A 16,300-nucleotide genomic window follows, 5' to 3' on the forward strand; every position below is an offset into this window, starting at 1 on the left:
TCGAACAGCCGCTGGCCAGGGGCGGCGCCCTGACGTCAGGCTTTCGTCATAACTCGGGTCAGAAAGCGGTCCAGCGCCGCGTTGAATTCGTCCGGGCGTTCGAGGTTCGGCAGATGGGCGGCACCCTCGATGACGACCAGCTCGGATCCGGCGATCCGCCGGTGCATGGCCTCCGCGTCGGTGACCGGGGTGTACTCGTCGTCCCGGCCGACCACGACGAGGGCGGGCACGGCGATCCGGCCCAGCAGGTCCACGTAGTCGGGTCGTTCGGCGCGCCCCCGCAGGGCCGCCGCCGCCCCCTCGGGCGGAGCGCCGTACATCATGCCGCGCACGTGGTCGGCGACGGCGGGCAGCGCCGCGATGTTGTGGGGCGCGACCATCTTGGGCAGCACCTCGTCGGTGTACCCCTTCAGCCCCTCGCGCACCAGCCGTTCCGCCATGTCACGCCGTACCCGCTTGCCGTCCTCGGTCTCGGCCTCCGGGAAGGTGTCGGCGAGCAGCAGGCCGCGGACCCGGTCGGGGAAGAGCCGGCAGAACTCCATGACGATCTGGCCGCCCATCGACAGACCGCCGATGACGACCCGGTCCAGGCCGAGGTGGTCGAGCAGGGCCGCGATGTCCCGGGCGAAGGTCTCCAGCGGGGTCGTGCCGGGGACGACGGTGGTGGCGCCGTAGCCGCGGAGGTCGGGGGCGACGACCCGCCGTTCCCCGGCGAATGCACCGACCTGGGGTGCCCACATCGAGCGGTCGAAGGGATGGCCGTGGACCAGGACCAGCGGGTCGCCCGCACCCGCGTCCTCGTATCCGACGGTGATGCCGTTGACCTGTGCCGTTGCCGCCGTCATCGCGCTCTCCACCGGTACTTTCTCTTTCGTCCGGCCGCGTTGTCCGTCGCGGCCGGTCCCCCGCCCGATGTTAGGACTGGCTATGAGGGAGTGCAATGTTTATCTTGTTCTCGGTGCAATGTGGAACGGGACGGAGCGCGTGATGGAGGACTACCGGGCGGTCGCCGACGCGGTCGCGGCGGACATCGGTGCCGGCCGGCTGCGGCCGGGCGACCGGCTCACCACGCAGCGCGCGTTCGCCCGCCGGCACGGCATCGCGAACTCGACGGCGAACCGGGTCTACCGCGAACTGGCCCGGCGCGGTCTGGTGGTCGGCGAGGTCGGGCGCGGCACGTTCGTCCGGGCCGCCCCGCGGACGCCGGGGCCGGCACTGGCCGAGCCGGCCGCCGCGCCGGTCGACCTGGAGCTGAACTACCCGGTGGTGGCGGGGCAGACCGCCCTGCTGGGCGAGGGGCTCGGCCGGCTGCTGCGGACCGATGTACTGGCGGACGCCCTGCGGCCGGTGGGCCCGGCCGGCACTCCTCCGGCGCGCGAGGCGGCTGCCGCGCTGCTCACCGGGGCCGGCTGGGCACCGGATCCGGCGCGGGTGCTCTTCGCCGGCAACGGCCGGCAGGCGATCGCCGCCGCCGTCGCCGCACTGGTGCCCACCGGCGGCCGCCTCGGCGTGGAAGCGCTCACCTATCCGGTGGTGAAGGCCATCGCCGCCCGGCTCGGCGTCACCCTCGTCCCGCTCGCCCAGGACGAGAACGGACTGCTGCCCGACGCCCTGCTGGCCGCCCATCGCAGCGCCCCGCTGGCCGCCGTCTACCTCCAGCCGACCCTGCACAATCCGCTGGCGACGACGATGCCGGAGCGGCGCCGCGCCGAACTCGCCGACGTGCTGCGCCGTACCGGTGTGCACGCGGTGGAGGACACCATCTGGGCCTTCCTGTCCGACGGCCCGCCCCCGCTGGCCGCCTGGGCCCCCGAGCACACCGTGGTCGTCGACAGCCTGTCCAAACGGCTCGCCCCGGGCCTCACCGTCGGCTTCGCCGTGACGCCCCCTGGCCTCACCGACCGGATCGCGACCGCGCTGCGCTCCGGTGCCTGGACATCGGCCGGCTTCGCGCTCGACGCGGCGACCGGCTGGATGACGGACGGCACGGTGGCGGCCGTCGGGCGTGCCAAGCGCGAGGACGTGACGCTGCGCCAGGAGATCGCGGCCCGGCGGCTCGCGGGCTTCCGGGTACGCACCGCCCCGTCCTGCTACTTCGTCTGGTGGGACCTGCCCGAGCCCTGGCGGGCCGAGACGTTCGTCGCCGCGGCGGCCCGGCGCGGTATCGCGGTGACCCCGGCCGCGGCGTTCGCCGTGGCTCCGCACAGCGCACCGAACGCGGTCCGGGTCGCCCTCGCCTCGCCGCCGCCCGACACGCTCTCCACGGCGCTCGGCACCCTCGCGGCGATCGCCGCCGGCTCCCCGGACGACGCGATGGTCGGCTGAAGCACCCGCTCGGAGAGATCGCCTGGAGGGACCGCCCGGAGGGGACGGGAGCTCAGCTCGGCCAGGCGCCCGTGGCGAGGAAGTGCTCGATGGCGGACGTGTACGGGGCGATGTCCAGGTGCTGCTCGGCGACCCAGTCGTCGGAGTAGTACTTGTCGAGGTAGCGGTCGCCGGGGTCGCAGATCAGGGTGACGACGCTGCCGGTCTCCCCCGCCGCGACCATCTCCGCGATGATCTTGAAGGCGCTCCACAGCCCGGTCCCCGTCGAGCCGCCGGCCTTGCGGCCGATCGCGGCGTCCAGCGCCCGCACCGCCGCGACCGACGCCGCGTCCGGCACCTTCATCATCCGGTCGATGGCGCCCGGCACGAAGCTCGGCTCCATGCGCGGCCGTCCGATGCCCTCGATCCGGGAGGAGGCGTCGCTGGTCACGCCCTGGTCGCCGGTGACCCAGCCGTCGAAGAAGCAGGAGTTCTCCGGGTCGGGGACACAGATCCGGGTGTCGCGCTGGGTGTAGTGGACGTAGCGGGCGATGGTGGCGGAGGTGCCGCCGGTCCCCGCGGTGGCGACGATCCAGGCCGGCTCGGGATACCGCTCCAGCTTCAGCTGCTCGAACATGGACTCGGCGATGTTGTTGTTGCCGCGCCAGTCGGTGGCTCGCTCGGCGTAGGTGAACTGGTCCATGTAGTGGCCGCCGGAGTCGGCGGCGAGCCGGGCGGACACCGCGTAGACGGTGTGCGGATCGTCCACCAAGTGGCACTGCCCGCCGTGGAATTCGATCAGCCGCTGCTTCTCCTGGCTCGTCGTCCGCGGGATCACCGCGATGAACGGGACCCCGATGAGCGTCGCGAAGTACGCCTCGGAGACCGCCGTCGAACCGCTGGACGCCTCGATCACCGGTTTGCCCGGCCGGATCCAGCCATTGCAGAGGCCGTACAGGAAGAGCGAACGGGCCAGCCGGTGCTTGAGGGAACCCGTCGGATGCGTCGACTCGTCCTTCAGATACAGGTCGATGCCCCATTCCAGGGGCAGCGGGAAGCGCAGCAGATGGGTGTCGGCCGAACGGTTGGAGTCCGCCTGGACCTTGCGGACGGCCTCCTTGAGCCACTCCCGGTACCCGTGGTCCGTCCGGTCCACGTCCACCGTGCGCGTACAGCCGCTGTCGTCCGCCCGCTCGATCGTGCCCACCGCGCCAGCCTCCGCTCGTGCCGGTCCCCGGCGGCACGCCGGGCCATTTCGGATCATAACGACCTGATCCGCCCCCTGTCGCGCACCAGGCAGCCGGTCGCCCCTCGCCGCCGGACCCGCTCGAAGGCACCCTGGCGCGCCCTTCGCGGGCGGAACGGAGCCGGCCTCCGCCGGGCCGCCGGAGCCGGAGTTCTGGCCGACGGACAGCGGGTCGGAGGGCCCCGCGGGAGGCGCGCGGCACCATGCGGGTTGCGGATCCCGCCACGGGGGGTGACTCTGAAGTCACATCACGGAGTACTGCAGCAGTCACTCTACGCATTTTCGCTCAGGTGTTCTCATTCCGAGCGGTTCAGGACACGGCTTCCGACACGGCGGCCGGCCCTCGCCGCGGAGGGAGTCGCAGCCGTGATCATGCAAGCCGACCGACAGTGCACGCTGGAACTCGAAGCACTGCCGTCCCGCATCCAGCAGATACGCCGAATCGTTGCAGCGCAGCTGCGTTACTGGCATCTCGACCCGCTGCTCGACACCGCCCTGCTGGGTATCACCGAACTGCTGGCGAACGTCTACCGGCACGCCGGATCCGACAAGCACTGTTCGGTCCAACTGACCCTGGTCTCGGGCCGGCTGACCGTATCCGTCCTGGACAGCGATCCCCAGCTGCCCCAGGTCAGCTCCCCCGAGCCGCTCGCCACCGGCGGCCGCGGGCTCGCCATGGTGGCGGCGCTCAGCGACAGTTGGGGAGCCGATCCGGTACCGGACGGCGGCAAGGTGGTCTGGTTCAGCCTGCATGTCGAGGCTCCGGCACCGGCGCCGCGCAGGCGCCCGGCAGCCCGGCGGGTTCCCGCCGTCGCCGCCGCGGCCTGACCTCCCGACGGCCCCGGCCGCCGTGTCCCCCTGTGCGGGACGCGGCGGCCGGGGCCGTGCCCGGTCCGGGACCATGCCCGGGCCGGGACCATGCCCGGGCCGGGCCCGTTCGGAGCCGACCTGTTTTCGTCGGATCCGTTCTCCCCCGGATGCCCTGACGGCTCATTCCGTGGCGATGGCCCGCAGGACGTCCAGCCGGGCCGCCCGGCGTGCCGGGCGCCATCCCGCGAGGACCCCCGCGACCAGGCCGACCAGCAGCACCACCGCGAGCTGGGCCGGCGGCACCGCGAAGGCGCTCGTCCCCGAGCTGTCGGTGGCCTTCACCAGCGCCCAGCCGAGGAAGGCGCCGAGGCCGAGACCGCCGACGGTGCCGAACGCGGCGACCAGCACCGACTCCCAGCGCACCATCGCCCGCAGCTGCGACCGGGTCTGGCCGACCGCGCGCAGCAGCCCCAGTTCCCGGGTGCGCTCGTGCACCGCCAGGGTGAGGGTGTTGGCGATGCCCAGCAGCGCGATGAGCACGGCGAGCGCCAGCAGTGCGTAGACCAGCGTCAGCATCATGTCGATGGCCGACGCGGAGGACTTGGCGTACTCGGCGCGGGTCTGCACCGTGGGACCGCCGTACTCTGCCGCCACCTTCTCGACCGCTCCCTTGCCGTCGCCCGTGGACACCCCGTCCTTGAAGGCGACCGCGACGAGGGTGTCGGAGTCCTGCACCCGGTGCGGGGCCCAGGCCTCGCGGGTGATGACGTAGTCGCCCGCCAGGTCCGCCCGCTCGTAGACCGCCGCCACGGTGAAGGGCAGCCGCTTCCCGTCGGTGAAGACCAGCGAGGCCGTACTGCCGGTCGTCCAGCCGTGCTTGTCCGCCTCGTCCCTGGCGACCGCGATGCCGTCGGCGCCGAGGCCGGTGAGCGAACCGTCGACCGTACCGAGGTCGAGGACGGTAGCGAGCGCCGCCGGATCCGTGACGGTCAGCGCGCGGCCGCCGCCGTCGACCTTCGCGACGCCCCTGCCGAGCCCGACCGCGGTCCGCACCTGTGGCAGCGCGGCCACGGCGGGGGCCAGTTTCGGGCTGAGTCCGCTGCCGCCCGCCCCGAACACCGGGGCGCTGATGGCGACATCACCCGCGAAGGACCGCGACACCGTCCGGTCCATCGTCGCCTTGAGCGAGGCGCCGAAGACCGTGAACAGGGAGACGACCGCCACCCCGATCATCAGCGCGGTCGCGGTGGCGGCCGTGCGCTTCGGGCTGCGCAGCGCGTTGCGCCGGGCCAGTCCGCCGGTCACCCCGCGCAGCCGGGCCAGCGGGGCGCCCAGCAGCCGTACCGCGTACGAGGACGCGACCGGTCCGAGGACCACGAACGCGGCCAGGGTGAGCACCGAGCCGCCGCCGGTGAGCCAGACGTCGGGCGTGCCCGCCGCGCCCGTCACGGTCAGCGCGATGCCCGTCACCGCGGCGAGCGTGCCCAGCACGGCACGATTGCGCGAGGCACCGGAGGTGTCCACGGCGGTCTCCCGCAGTGCGGCCAGCGGCGCGGTGCGCCCGGCCCGTACGGCGGGCAGCAGCGCCGAGCCGGTGCACACCAGCAGCCCGACCAGGAACGGCAGGACCAGGGCGGTCACGCCGATCACCAGGTCACCGTCGGGGAACGGGAAGCCGACCACCGGGAACAGCGCCTGGAGTCCGGCCGCGACCCCGATGCCGCCGAGGAGTCCGGCGGTCGAGGCGACGACCGCGACGACCGCGGACTCGACGAGCGTCGAGCCGAGCACCTGGCGGCGGGACGCGCCCAGCGCCCGCAGCAGCGCGTTCTCCCGGGTCCGCTGGGCCACCACGATCGCGAAGGTGTTGTGGATGCTGAAGGTCGCCACCAGCAGGGCGATGCCCGCGAAGACCAGCAGCAGTGAGGTGAAGATCTTCAGGAATGTGCCGGAGATCATGGTGAGGCTCTCGTCCGTGGCCTGCTGCCCGGTGATCGCCTCGACGTTCGCGGGCAGCACGGGCGCGAGCCGCTCGGCGAGCTCCCGCTGGCCGACGCCGGGTCCCGCGCGCACCTGGATGGTCGACGCCAGGCCCGGCTTCGGGGTGAGGTAGCGCTCCGCGTCGGCCCGGGTGAGGCCGGTGAACGTGGTCTGCCCCATGCCGTCCTCGCCGCCGAAGGCGGCCACGCCGACGATCGTCACCCGGACCGGATCGGGCGTGCGCAGCACCGTCGTGTCACCGATCCGCAGCTTGCCGGACCTGGCCGCGCCGCGGTTGATCACGACCTCGCCGGGCACCTTCGGGGCCCGGCCCCCGGTGAGGGTGTACGGGTTGAGCTGCGCGTCCTCGATCCAGTTGCCGGCGAGGGTGGGCGGGCCCTTCCCGCCGACGGCCTTGCCGTCGGCCCCGACGAGCTGGCCGGCGCCCGTGATGTTCGGGGCGGCCGCGGCCACTCCCGGCACCGCCTCGATCCGCTGGACGAGCGCGGTGTCGACGGGCTCGCGGGTGCCCTGGCCGCCGCCGGGGACGGTGATGACGTCGGAGCTGCGGACGACCGCGTCCGTACCCCGGTTGGCGTCCGTGAACAGGGTGTCGAAGCTGGCCTTGAGGGTGTCGCCCATGACCATCGTGCCGGCCAGGAACGACACCCCGAGGAAGACCGCCAGGAACGTGCCGGCGAAGCGCCGCTTGTGGGCGCGCAGCGAGGCGAGGCTGATCCGCAGTGAGGTGCGTGCGCCGCTCATGACACCGTCCCCCGGCCCGCGCCCGCACCGGCGAGGCCGTCGAAGGCCTTCATCCGGTCGAGCACCTTCTCGGCGGTGGGGTCCGTCATCCGGTCCACCAGCCGGCCGTCGGCGAGGAAGACGACCTCGTCGGCGTGGGCGGCGGCGACCGGGTCGTGGGTGACCATGACGACGGTGCGGCCCATCTCATGCACCGCGCGCCCCAGCAGGTTCAGCACCTCGGCGCCCGAGCGCGAGTCGAGGTTGCCGGTCGGCTCGTCGGCGAAGACCACGTCCGGGCGGCCGGCCAGCGCGCGGGCCACCGCCACCCGCTGCTGCTGGCCGCCGGACAGTTCGCTCGGGCGGTGCAGCAGCCGGTCGCCGAGGCCGACGACGTCGATGAGCGCGTCCACCCAGCCGGGGTCCGGCCGGGTGCCCGCCAGATCGAGGGGCAGGGTGATGTTCTCGGCGACGGTCAGCGTCCCCACCAGGTTGAACGACTGGAAGACGAAGCCGATCCGCTCGCGGCGCAGCAGCGTCAGATCCCGGTCCCCGAGCGTGCCCAGGTCCGTGCTGCCGATGAACGCGGAGCCGGAACTGAGCGTGTCCAGGCCTGCGGCGCAGTGCATCAGGGTGGATTTTCCGGAGCCGGACGGTCCCATGATCGCGGTGAAGCGCGCCGCCGGGAACCCGACGGTGACGCCGTCCAGCGCGCGGACCTCGGCGTCCCCCGCGCCGTAGACCTTGAAAGCGTCCACGACGCGGGCGGCGAAGGTGCCGACAGGGGTGAGGGTGGTCATCGGGGGCCGTCCTCGGTGCCGGACTTGTCGAACGTCCCGCGCGGTCCGTGCTCTTCGTACGGTCCGTGCTGCTCGTTCAGTACGGCGAGCCGGCTGCGGTACTCGTCCTCGTCGATCTCGCCCGACGCGTAGCGGCGGCCGAGCAGCGCCACCGGCGAGTGCTCGCCGCTCACCGCCCGCCACTGCCACGGTCCGCGGCCGCAGCCCCGGCCGCGCCACACGGTGCGGCGCAGCACCAGGACGATGCCGACCACGACGAGCGCCCAGACGAGCGGGAAGAACAGGATCCACGGGCCGGGCCCGCCGTCGTTCCATGCCATGACGTTCATCTGCATCGTCTCCTCGGTGATGGTGGGATGCGATGCATCCCGACACCACCGAGCCTGGTCCGGAACGGCCGCCGGGTCGTCGTACGGCCAGCGGCACTCCGCGTACCACGTGGGGAGTACGCACGCCGGCCGCGGCTACGTCCGGCGGCCGGTCAGAAGGTGACGGCGATCCCCACGTGCGGCCGCTTGCCACGCCGGAGCAGCGCGCCGCCCACGTCCAGGACCCTGAAGCGCAGGCCGTACTTGCCGGCCATGGCCTTGCGGACCCGGTCGAGCTGCGACGCGTCCAGCAGCCGCGCGGTCCCCTCGGCGGTCGGCGCTCCGGCCGCGATCCTGCCCCGGGCGTCGCACGGGGCGACGGTCACCCGGCCGCTGTTGCGAATCCGCTTGACCTTGCCGGTGTCGTCCTTGGTCCAGACGAGCAGCTCGTCCCCGTCGCGGACCGACCACACCGGGGTGGCCACCGCGTCGCCGCTGCGGCGGTAGGTGGTCAGGCTGACGTAGGGGCTGCGGGCGAGCTCGTCGGACACCATGGAACCGGAGGGTACTCCGCGGGAACGGGGACCACCACGCTCCGCCTACCATCGGGCTGGTGGAGACGTGGCGATGCACCGGACTGCGCTGGAAGGGCGGCCCGGGCTCCTGGGAGCCGTGCTGGCAGTGGTCGCACCCCCGGCACGGCGAGCGGAGCAGCCCGGTCCCAGTCGGCCGCCCGCTGGCCCTGGCCGTGGGCCCGGACGCGGTGCGGCGCTGTACCGGCGTACAGCGGCAAGGCCGTCACCTGGTGTGCCCGCGCGCGGCGGAGCTGGGCCCGACGGCCCGCCGGGACCTGTGCGACGACTGCGCGGCGCTCGACCGGCTCTCGTCCGTCGCCGCCGACACCATGGCCGACGACCCCCGGCCGTACTCGGTGTACCTGGCCTACTTCGGTCCCGGTCTGACCAAGGTCGGCATCACCGCGGCCGAGCGCGGCGAGACCCGGCTGGTGGAGCAGGCGGCGGTCTGTTTCAGCTTCCTCGGACGCGGTCCGCTGATGGCGGCCCGTCGTACGGAGGCCTCGCTCGGCGCCGCGCTGGGCATTCCCGACCGCGTGACGGCCGGTGCCAAGCGGGCGGCGCGGTGGGCGCTGCCGCCCGCCGCCGAGCGGGCCGCCGAACTCCGAGCCCTGTACGAGGCGGTGACCGGACTGCCGGAAACCCTGGACCGGCTGCCCTACGCCCTGGTCGACCACGCGGCGCTGTTCGGGCTGGAGCCGGAGCCGCCGCGGCCGGCGGCCCGGATCACCGCGCTGGCGCCGGGAACCTCGGTCACCGGCACGGTGCGGGCGGCGGCCGGGAGCGATCTGTACCTCGATACGCCGGACGGCGGGCTGCTGCTCGATTCCCGGCTGGTCTCCGGCTGGCCGCTCACCACGCCCGCCCCCGGACCGCGCTCGACGGCCCCCACCGCTCCCGTGCCCCGGCCGGAGGACGTTCCGGAGCCGCTCTTCTGAACTCCCGTTCCGAACTCCCGCGATCCCGGGGCCCGTCCGCCCGTCCGGGTCAGCCGCGGCTGGGTTCCTGCTCCCGGACGGCATGGTTCTCCGCCGACGGCCCGGCGGACGCGCGCGGCGCGGTCCCGGCCGGATCCGCGGCCATCGGCCGCCCCGCCCTGATCGCCAGCAGCACCAGCAGGAAGCCCGACAGCGCCGGCAGGACGAGCGCGGCGGACCAGCCCACGACGGGCGGCGACCACTGCAGCGGGCCGCCGGAGAACTGGTTCGCCCGGCCGAACGCGTAGCGCAGCGCGGCCCAGACGAACGCGCCGCCCTGTGCCAGCGCCCAGCAGCCGATCAGCAGCAGGGGCAGCCGGGTCCGCAGCCGTTCGGGAAGGTCGCTCCAGCGCCGGCCGGCGACCACCGCCGCCAGCACCGGGATCCCGACGGCGACGGCCAGCAGATAGCGGCCCTGCCAGATGAGTCCCAGGTGGGCGGCCTGCGGGGCCATCAGCACCAGCGGGCCGAAGGCGGTGCCCGCCATCAGCGCCGCCAGGACGAGGATCTCGCGCGCCCGTCCCGTCGCCAGGGCGAGCATCACGAGGCAGCCGGCCATCACCCACCACAGCACGTAGGTGAGTTCGGGGGCCGCGACGTTCAACGAACCGAAGATCGCCACCATTTGGTGCAGGTAGTTCGGGAGAAGGTCGAAGACCGCCTTGAGGGCGGAGGTCAGCGGTGTGTACTGCTCCAGGGTCTGGGTGGGCAGCGCGAGCGTGTCGGCCGTCATCGTCCAGGCGACAGCGGCCAGCCCCGCGGCGGCCGCCACCCCCAGGCACACCCACACCGGGCGCAGCCGCGCCAGCTGCCGCAGCCGTCCCGGGCGCGCCAGGACCAGGCCTCCGGCCAGCACCAGCGCGATCCACAGCGGGCCCAGCGCCCGCATCGAGGCGAGCAGGACGCAGGCGGCGCCGAGCCGCACCAGCCGTCGGCGCAGCAGCGGCAGACCGTCCTCGTCGGTCACCAGGCGGACGACGACCGCCCAGGCCAGGACGGCCGCCGTGACCTCAGGACCGTTGGGATTGACGACGCCGCCGAGGTAGACGGCCGTCGGAGTGACGGCGGTCAGCACGCCGATCAGCGCGACCCGTCCGCTGTATCCCTTGGCCGCGCCCTCCAGAACCGTCACCACGGCGCTCGCCAGCAGCGCGGCGCACAGCAGCGCGCTCAGCAGCCGCATCGCGTACAGGCCCGCCTCACCGGTGAGCAGCAGACTCGGCCAGCCGACCAGCAGGTAGTAGCCGGGGCCGTAGGTGCCGGCGCTGGTGATGACCGTCGCGGTGTCGCCGGAGGGGGCGACGGTGCCCCGGCAGGAGACGGAGAGCTTGTCGTCGTTGCGGAAACACCGGTAGACGCCGTCGGTGACATCCAGGTCGCGGTATCCGGCGGGCACGCGGACCGCCGTGAATCCGACCTCGACGTCGACCCCGACGTGATGCGCTTCGATGACCCGCTGCTCGCCGCCGAACTCACCGCGGACGACGGCGGCGGCCTTGACCATGTGGGCTGCCTCGTCCGGAGGCGCGGTGATGGGTGTGGCCAGCGACCACGCGGTCATGAGCGTGACGAACGTGGCGAAGGCCAGCGTCCAGACCGTACCGGCGGCGGCCCACGCCGACACCCGCTTCCGCAGCCAACCGGCCACCGTATGGCTCCACTTCTTCCGCCGCCGACACCGCCGGCACCGCGCGGGGCGCGCCGCTGACGGGCGCACCTCGCTGACGGCCGCGCCGTCGATTGAGGCGCACCATATACGCGCGACCTGACGGCAGGGTTCCGCTCGCCCGGCACCCCGGATGCCCCCGGACGCACCCCTCGGCGGCGCCCCTCAGCAGGGGATATTCCCTGGTCACACGGGTAGTTCGGCGGCTCCGTGCGGTGCCGCGGGCGTCCACCGGGCGGCCTGGCGGGACGGTCGCGGGGCCCGACCGGACGGTGGCGCGGCGTCGGGAATTCCCCCGCCCGCCCCGCACTGTTCAGCGCCGGGTCACCGTTTCGCGGGTTGCCGCTCATCGGCGGCGGACCCGCGGTCAGCACGGGCAACCGCGCGCCGGCCCCGGGTGTCCGGCCCGCCGTGGCTCAGCCGCCGAGCGCCGTCAGCGGGTCGTCGAGCACCGGCTGCCAGGCGAGCTCCGCGGCGCCGACCAGACTGTTGTGGTCCAGGGCGCAGGCGAGCAGCGGAACGCTGCCGCTGCGCCCCCACAGGCTGCGGTCGGCGACGACCGCGCGCAGCCGCTCCGGGTCGGCGTCAAGGAGGTGGCGGTGCAGGCCGCCGAGCAGGATGCGGTCGGGGTTGAGGACGTTGACGAGGCCGGCGAGCCCGAGGCCGAGCCGGTCGATGAGGGTGTGCGCGGCGGCGCGGACGGCGGGGTCCTCGTACTCGTCCCGGAGCAGGTCGCGGGCCTGTTCGAGGAGGGAGACCGCCGGTCCCGGCGGGCGTCCCGCCGCTTCGAGGAAGGCGAGCGGGTCGACCTCGACGTCGAGGCAGCCGCGGCTGCCGCAGTGGCAGGGCCGGCCCGCCGGAGTGACGGTCAGATGGCCGACCTCGAGGGCCAGACCCGAACTCCCGGTGTGCAGCCGCCCGCCGAGCACCAGCGCTCCGCCGACGCCGCGGTGGCCGGTGGCGACGACCAGCAGCTGGCCGGCGCCGCGCCCGGCGCCGTGCCGGTGCTCGGCGAGGGCGGCGACGTTGACGTCGTTGCCCAGGAAGGAGGCCATCGGGGCGCCGCCGGGTCCGGTGATGCCGGCCCGGGCGATCTGCTCGGCGAAGACCTGGCGCACCGGGGAGCCCGCGGGCCAGGCGACGTGCAGCGGGTTCAGAGCGGTGCCCTCGGGCTCCGCGACGGCGGACGGTACGGCCAGCCCCGCGCCCAGGCAGGTGCGCCCGGAGGCCCGCAGCAGCTCCGCGCCGGCTTCGACGACCGCGCCCAGGACGTGCGCCGGATCGGCGGGCACGGTCATACAGCCGGGAGCGGTGGCGACGATCCGCCCGCCGAGCCCGACCAGTGCCGCGCGGAAGCCGTCGGAGTGCACCTGGGCGGCGAGGACCACCGGTCCCGCCGGATCGAGGTCCAGTCCGTGCGAGGGCCTGCCCTGCGCCCCGGAGGCACCGCCCGGCCGGGTGTCCACCCGGATGAACCCCAGTGCCTCCAGTTCCGCGGCGACCGCGCCCGCCGTGGCGCGGGTCACGCCGAGTTCCGAGGTGAGCAGGGCGCGGGTCGGCGCGCGGCCGGTGTGCACGAGTGCGAGCGCCGGGCCGAGTGCGCTCCGGCCTCGCTCGAGCCTTGTCCGAATCTGGGTCACGCCCCTATTCTGACTTTGTGCCGACGCTAAACAAAATAGGGATGGCCCTTACGGCCTCCCGCCGCCCCCCGACCGACCCCTCTCTCACCCGGCTCCGCGTCGCCCTCACCACGTTCTTCGCCCTCGACGGCTTCATCTTCGCGGGCTGGGTGGTCCGCATTCCGGCCATCAAAGCGCAAGTGGGCGCCTCCTCCAGTGAGCTGGGCCTCGCCCTGCTCGGTGTCTCGGCGGGAGCCGTGGCCACGATGGTGCTGACCGGCGGGCTCTGCCGCCGCTTCGGCAGCCGCCGGATCACGGTCGTGACCGGCGTGCTGATGGCCCTGAGCATCGCGCTTCCCCCGCTCACCCATTCGGCGCTCGCCCTCGGCCTGGTGCTGCTGGCCTTCGGCGCCGCCTACGGCGGGATGAACGTCGCCATCAACAGCGTCGCCGTCGACCTGGTGGCGGCGCTGCGCCGTCCGGTGATGTCCGGATTCCATGCCGCGTACAGCCTTGGCGGGCTGCTCGGCGCCGCCCTCGGCGGACTGCTGGCCCCGCATCTGTCGCCCACCACCCATCTGCTGCTGCTCACCCCGGTCGGTCTGCTGGTCGCCGCCGTCGCCGGCCGGACGCTCCTCACCCAGCGGATCACCCCGCCGGCTGACGACCGGCAGGACCGCAGCGGATCCGCGGGCTCCCCCGCTGAAGGGACGGCCGGCGCCGCGCCGGCCGTGCACCGGACCGGCCTGCTGGTGGCCGTGTTCGGCCTGATCGCGCTTTGCACCGCCTACGGCGAGGGCGCTCTCGCGGAGTGGGGGCCGCTGCACATCCAGGAGGACCTCGGCGGCGGCCAGGGCATCGCCGCGGCCGGATACGCGGCCGTCGCGCTCGCGATGGCGCTCGGCCGGCTGTCCGGGACGGCGCTGCTGGAACGGCTCGGCCAGACCCGGGCGCTGGTACTCGGCGGGCTGACCGCCGCCGCGGGCATGCTGCTCGGCGCGCTCGCCCCGTCCATCTGGCTCGCGCTCGCCGGCTTCGCCGTGACCGGCCTCGGCCTGGCCAATCTGTTTCCCGGTCGCCATCGCCCGCGCGGGCGAGCTCGCCGGACCCAGCGGTGTCGCGGCGGCCTCCACCCTCGGCTACGGCGGGATGCTCCTCGGCCCGCCCTCCATCGGCTTCCTGGCCGACGCCTTCGGGCTGCCGACCGCGCTGACCACGGTGGCGCTGCTGGCCGCGACCGCGTCCGCCATCGCCTACGCCGTACGGAACCTGGGCACCCGTCCGGGCCCCTGACGGCCCGGCGTCCCGGCCCGGCGTCCCGGCCCGGGGCCGGACCCGGTGCCGGGTATACGATCCGCGCCGCGGTGGCACCGGTTCCGGCGCAGGTCGGCGCGGTGTCGCCGGGCACCGCGAGGCCGGTGCCGTACGGGCGTACCACGCGCCGTGACGGGATGTCACAATCCCGCCATGGAGACGGTTGAGTTCATCGAGATCCTGCGCCACAACGGAACGCTGCTCGCCGATGCCGCCGAACAGGCCGGCCTGGACGCACCGGTGCCGCCCTGCCCCGACTGGCGGGTTCGCGACCTCGTACAGCACACCGGAATCGTCCACCGCTGGGCGACCGGATTCATCGTCGAAGGCCGGAAGGAACCCGCGCCGATAGAGGGCAAGGTGCCCGACGACGGCGCGCTGCTCGACTGGTACCGCGAGGCGCACGCCGACCTCGTGGCCGCGCTCACCGCCGCCCCGGCGGATCTGCGGTGCTGGCACTTCCTCACCGCCCCCTCGTCACTGGAGTTCTGGGCGCGGCGCCAGGCGCACGAGACGGCCGTCCACCGGGTGGACGCCGAGGCCGCGCTCGGCGTTGCCCCTTCCCCCGTGACCACGGCCTTCGCCACCGACGGCGTGGATGAACTGCTGGCCGGATTCCACACCCGCCCCCGCAGCCGGGTGCGCAGCGAACTGCCGCGCACCCTGCGCGTCCGGGCGGTGGACGCGCCCGCCGGCACGGGCGACTGGCTGGTCCAGCTCTCCCAGGAGGCCCCGCGGGTCGAGCGCGGGGCGCCGGGCGCGGCCGACTGCACGGTGAGCGGACCTGCCGCCGACCTCTACCTCGCGCTGTGGAACCGCGGACCGTACGACGGGCTCGACGTCTCCGGGGACAGGACACTCGTGGAGCTGTGGCAGCAGGCCTCCCCCATCATGTGAGGCGCTCCGGTGCGCGGGGCCCGGTGGTTCAGTCGTCGAGCCCCCGGGCCCGGCGGAAGCGCGCGGCGGCGACGTCGAGGTCGACGATCGGTTCCGGGTACTCCAGGGCGGCGCGTTCGGCCGCGGGCAGCCGCCAGGGCCGGTGGACCGCACCGCCGGGGATGCCCGCCAGCTCCGGAACGTAGCGGCGTACGTAGCTGCCGTCCGGGTCGAAGCGCTGGGCCTGGGTGAGCGGGTTCAGCACACGGTTGGGGCGGGTGTCGGTGCCGGTGCCCGCCGCCCACTGCCAGTTGAGCTGGTTGTTGGCCATATCCGCGTCGACCAGCAGCTCCTGGAAGTGGCGGGCGCCGGTCCGCCAGTCGGCGTAGAGCGTCTTGGTGAGGAAGCTCGCGGCCAGCAGCCGTGCCCGGTTGTGCATCCAGCCCTCCTGCCGGAGCTGGCGCATCGCGGCGTCGACGATGGGATAGCCGGTGCGGCCCGCGCGCCAGGCATCGATCTCGTCCGCGTCGGCGCGCCAGTGGTCGCCCCGGCTCCGGTAGTCGCGGTGCGCGGCGGCGGGACGGGCGGCCAGCACCTGGTGGTGGAAGTCCCGCCAGGCCAGCTGCCGTACGAAGGCGTCCGCGCCCGCGCCGCCGCGGGCCGTCGCCCGGTGCACCAGCTCGGCGGCCGACAGACAGCCGAAGTGCAGATAGGGCGAGAGCCGCGAGGTGAGGTCCCCCGGCAGGTCGTCGTGGCCGTCGGCGTACCCCTCCAGCGGCCCGTCCAGCCAGCGGCCGAGCCGCCGGCGGGCCGCCGTCGCCCCGCCCACGGGCAGCGTGGGAGACGGTGTCCCGCCGGCCAGCGACGAGGGGGACGGCAGCGATCCGTACCGGACCCGCGCGCCGGGAATCCGGCGCGGCGCGGGCAGCGGTTCGCGGACGCCCTGCTCCGCCCAGCGTCTGAAGTACGGGGTGAAGACGGCGTAGTGGTCCTTGCCCTGCGGTGTCACGGCGCCCGGGGCGACGGCGGTCACCACCGCCTCGCTCCAGTGGATCGTCAGCGGCTACAGCCTCGGCTACGG

General features: G+C 74.2%; 13 protein-coding genes and 1 pseudogene. 5 read left to right on the forward strand and 9 right to left on the reverse strand.

Annotation, left to right across the window (positions count from 1 at the left end; genetic code table 11):
• Positions 1–35: 35 nt before the first annotated feature.
• Positions 36–845, reverse strand: a complete 810-nt coding sequence (locus O3W51_RS35380) for an alpha/beta fold hydrolase (RefSeq protein WP_269288340.1) — start codon at positions 843–845, stop codon at positions 36–38.
• 142 nt (positions 846–987) lie between these two features.
• On the opposite strand from O3W51_RS35380, the gene O3W51_RS35385 reads away from it, so the two are divergent.
• Positions 988–2,325: an aminotransferase-like domain-containing protein gene (locus O3W51_RS35385; protein ID WP_269288341.1), complete on the forward strand. Its 1,338-nt coding sequence runs from the start codon at positions 988–990 to the stop codon at positions 2,323–2,325.
• Between the two features lie 52 nt (positions 2,326–2,377).
• Here O3W51_RS35385 and O3W51_RS35390 read toward each other — a convergent pair whose 3' ends face one another.
• Positions 2,378–3,511, reverse strand: coding sequence for a PLP-dependent cysteine synthase family protein (locus O3W51_RS35390; protein ID WP_269288342.1), 1,134 nt, complete (start codon positions 3,509–3,511; stop codon positions 2,378–2,380).
• Positions 3,512–3,922: 411 nt separating this feature from the next.
• On the opposite strand from O3W51_RS35390, the gene O3W51_RS35395 reads away from it, so the two are divergent.
• Positions 3,923–4,378, forward strand: coding sequence for an ATP-binding protein (locus tag O3W51_RS35395; RefSeq protein WP_203673227.1), 456 nt, complete (start codon positions 3,923–3,925; stop codon positions 4,376–4,378).
• Positions 4,379–4,540: 162 nt separating this feature from the next.
• On the opposite strand, the gene O3W51_RS35400 is transcribed toward O3W51_RS35395, so the two are convergent.
• The 4 genes from O3W51_RS35400 to O3W51_RS35415 all read right to left on the reverse strand — a co-directional run bounded on the left by O3W51_RS35400 (position 4,541) and on the right by O3W51_RS35415 (position 8,746).
• The gene (locus O3W51_RS35400; RefSeq protein WP_269288344.1) at positions 4,541–7,105 is read right to left on the reverse strand and encodes an ABC transporter permease; all 2,565 of its coding nucleotides are present in this window, start codon (positions 7,103–7,105) and stop codon (positions 4,541–4,543) included.
• Positions 7,102–7,884, reverse strand: coding sequence for an ABC transporter ATP-binding protein (locus O3W51_RS35405; RefSeq protein ID WP_269288345.1), 783 nt, complete (start codon positions 7,882–7,884; stop codon positions 7,102–7,104). The genes O3W51_RS35400 and O3W51_RS35405 overlap by 4 nt, the downstream gene beginning before the upstream one ends.
• Positions 7,881–8,213 carry an SHOCT domain-containing protein gene (locus tag O3W51_RS35410; protein WP_138353845.1) on the reverse strand — a complete coding sequence of 111 codons (333 nt, stop codon included), beginning with the start codon at positions 8,211–8,213 and terminating at the stop codon, positions 7,881–7,883. The genes O3W51_RS35405 and O3W51_RS35410 overlap by 4 nt, the downstream gene beginning before the upstream one ends.
• 152 nt (positions 8,214–8,365) lie before the next feature.
• Positions 8,366–8,746 carry a PPOX class F420-dependent oxidoreductase gene (locus O3W51_RS35415; protein ID WP_138353846.1) on the reverse strand — a complete coding sequence of 127 codons (381 nt, stop codon included), beginning with the start codon at positions 8,744–8,746 and terminating at the stop codon, positions 8,366–8,368.
• 59 nt (positions 8,747–8,805) lie between these two features.
• Here O3W51_RS35415 and O3W51_RS35420 point away from each other — a divergent pair, with 59 nt between their 5' ends.
• A complete protein-coding gene (locus tag O3W51_RS35420; RefSeq protein ID WP_269288347.1) occupies positions 8,806–9,705 on the forward strand; it encodes a DUF2797 domain-containing protein in 900 nt (299 codons plus the stop codon).
• 49 nt (positions 9,706–9,754) lie between these two features.
• Here O3W51_RS35420 and O3W51_RS35425 read toward each other — a convergent pair whose 3' ends face one another.
• Positions 9,755–11,392, reverse strand: coding sequence for a DUF2142 domain-containing protein (locus tag O3W51_RS35425; RefSeq protein ID WP_138353847.1), 1,638 nt, complete (start codon positions 11,390–11,392; stop codon positions 9,755–9,757).
• A gap of 434 nt (positions 11,393–11,826) precedes the next feature.
• Positions 11,827–13,050: an ROK family protein gene (locus tag O3W51_RS35430; RefSeq protein ID WP_269288349.1), complete on the reverse strand. Its 1,224-nt coding sequence runs from the start codon at positions 13,048–13,050 to the stop codon at positions 11,827–11,829.
• Between the two features lie 41 nt (positions 13,051–13,091).
• Here O3W51_RS35430 and O3W51_RS35435 point away from each other — a divergent pair, with 41 nt between their 5' ends.
• Both O3W51_RS35435 and O3W51_RS35440 read left to right on the forward strand, forming a co-directional pair.
• Positions 13,092–14,510: an MFS transporter gene (locus O3W51_RS35435; RefSeq protein ID WP_443048377.1), complete on the forward strand. Its 1,419-nt coding sequence runs from the start codon at positions 13,092–13,094 to the stop codon at positions 14,508–14,510.
• Positions 14,497–15,240, forward strand: a complete 744-nt coding sequence (locus tag O3W51_RS35440; protein ID WP_138353849.1) for a maleylpyruvate isomerase family mycothiol-dependent enzyme — start codon at positions 14,497–14,499, stop codon at positions 15,238–15,240. The genes O3W51_RS35435 and O3W51_RS35440 overlap by 14 nt, the downstream gene beginning before the upstream one ends.
• Before the next feature lie 28 nt (positions 15,241–15,268).
• Here O3W51_RS35440 and O3W51_RS35445 read toward each other — a convergent pair.
• Positions 15,269–16,279 (reverse strand): annotated as a pseudogene (locus tag O3W51_RS35445) (cryptochrome/photolyase family protein); the annotation flags it as partial.
• Between the last annotated feature and the right edge of the window lie 21 nt (positions 16,280–16,300).

The sequence above is a fragment of the Streptomyces sp. H39-C1 genome, assembly GCF_027158125.1.
Taxonomy (GTDB): domain Bacteria; phylum Actinomycetota; class Actinomycetes; order Streptomycetales; family Streptomycetaceae; genus Actinacidiphila; species Actinacidiphila fildesensis.

Coding starts and splice junctions, on each gene's coding strand:
- O3W51_RS35380 (WP_269288340.1), bottom strand. CDS start 845: ATGACGGCGGCAACGGCACAGGTCAACGGCATCACCGTCGGATACGAG.
- O3W51_RS35385 (WP_269288341.1), top strand. CDS start 988: ATGGAGGACTACCGGGCGGTCGCCGACGCGGTCGCGGCGGACATCGGT.
- O3W51_RS35395 (WP_203673227.1), top strand. CDS start 3,923: ATGCAAGCCGACCGACAGTGCACGCTGGAACTCGAAGCACTGCCGTCC.
- O3W51_RS35400 (WP_269288344.1), bottom strand. CDS start 7,105: ATGAGCGGCGCACGCACCTCACTGCGGATCAGCCTCGCCTCGCTGCGC.
- O3W51_RS35405 (WP_269288345.1), bottom strand. CDS start 7,884: ATGACCACCCTCACCCCTGTCGGCACCTTCGCCGCCCGCGTCGTGGAC.
- O3W51_RS35410 (WP_138353845.1), bottom strand. CDS start 8,213: ATGAACGTCATGGCATGGAACGACGGCGGGCCCGGCCCGTGGATCCTG.
- O3W51_RS35415 (WP_138353846.1), bottom strand. CDS start 8,746: ATGGTGTCCGACGAGCTCGCCCGCAGCCCCTACGTCAGCCTGACCACC.
- O3W51_RS35435 (WP_443048377.1), top strand. CDS start 13,092: ATGGCCCTTACGGCCTCCCGCCGCCCCCCGACCGACCCCTCTCTCACC.
- O3W51_RS35440 (WP_138353849.1), top strand. CDS start 14,497: ATGGAGACGGTTGAGTTCATCGAGATCCTGCGCCACAACGGAACGCTG.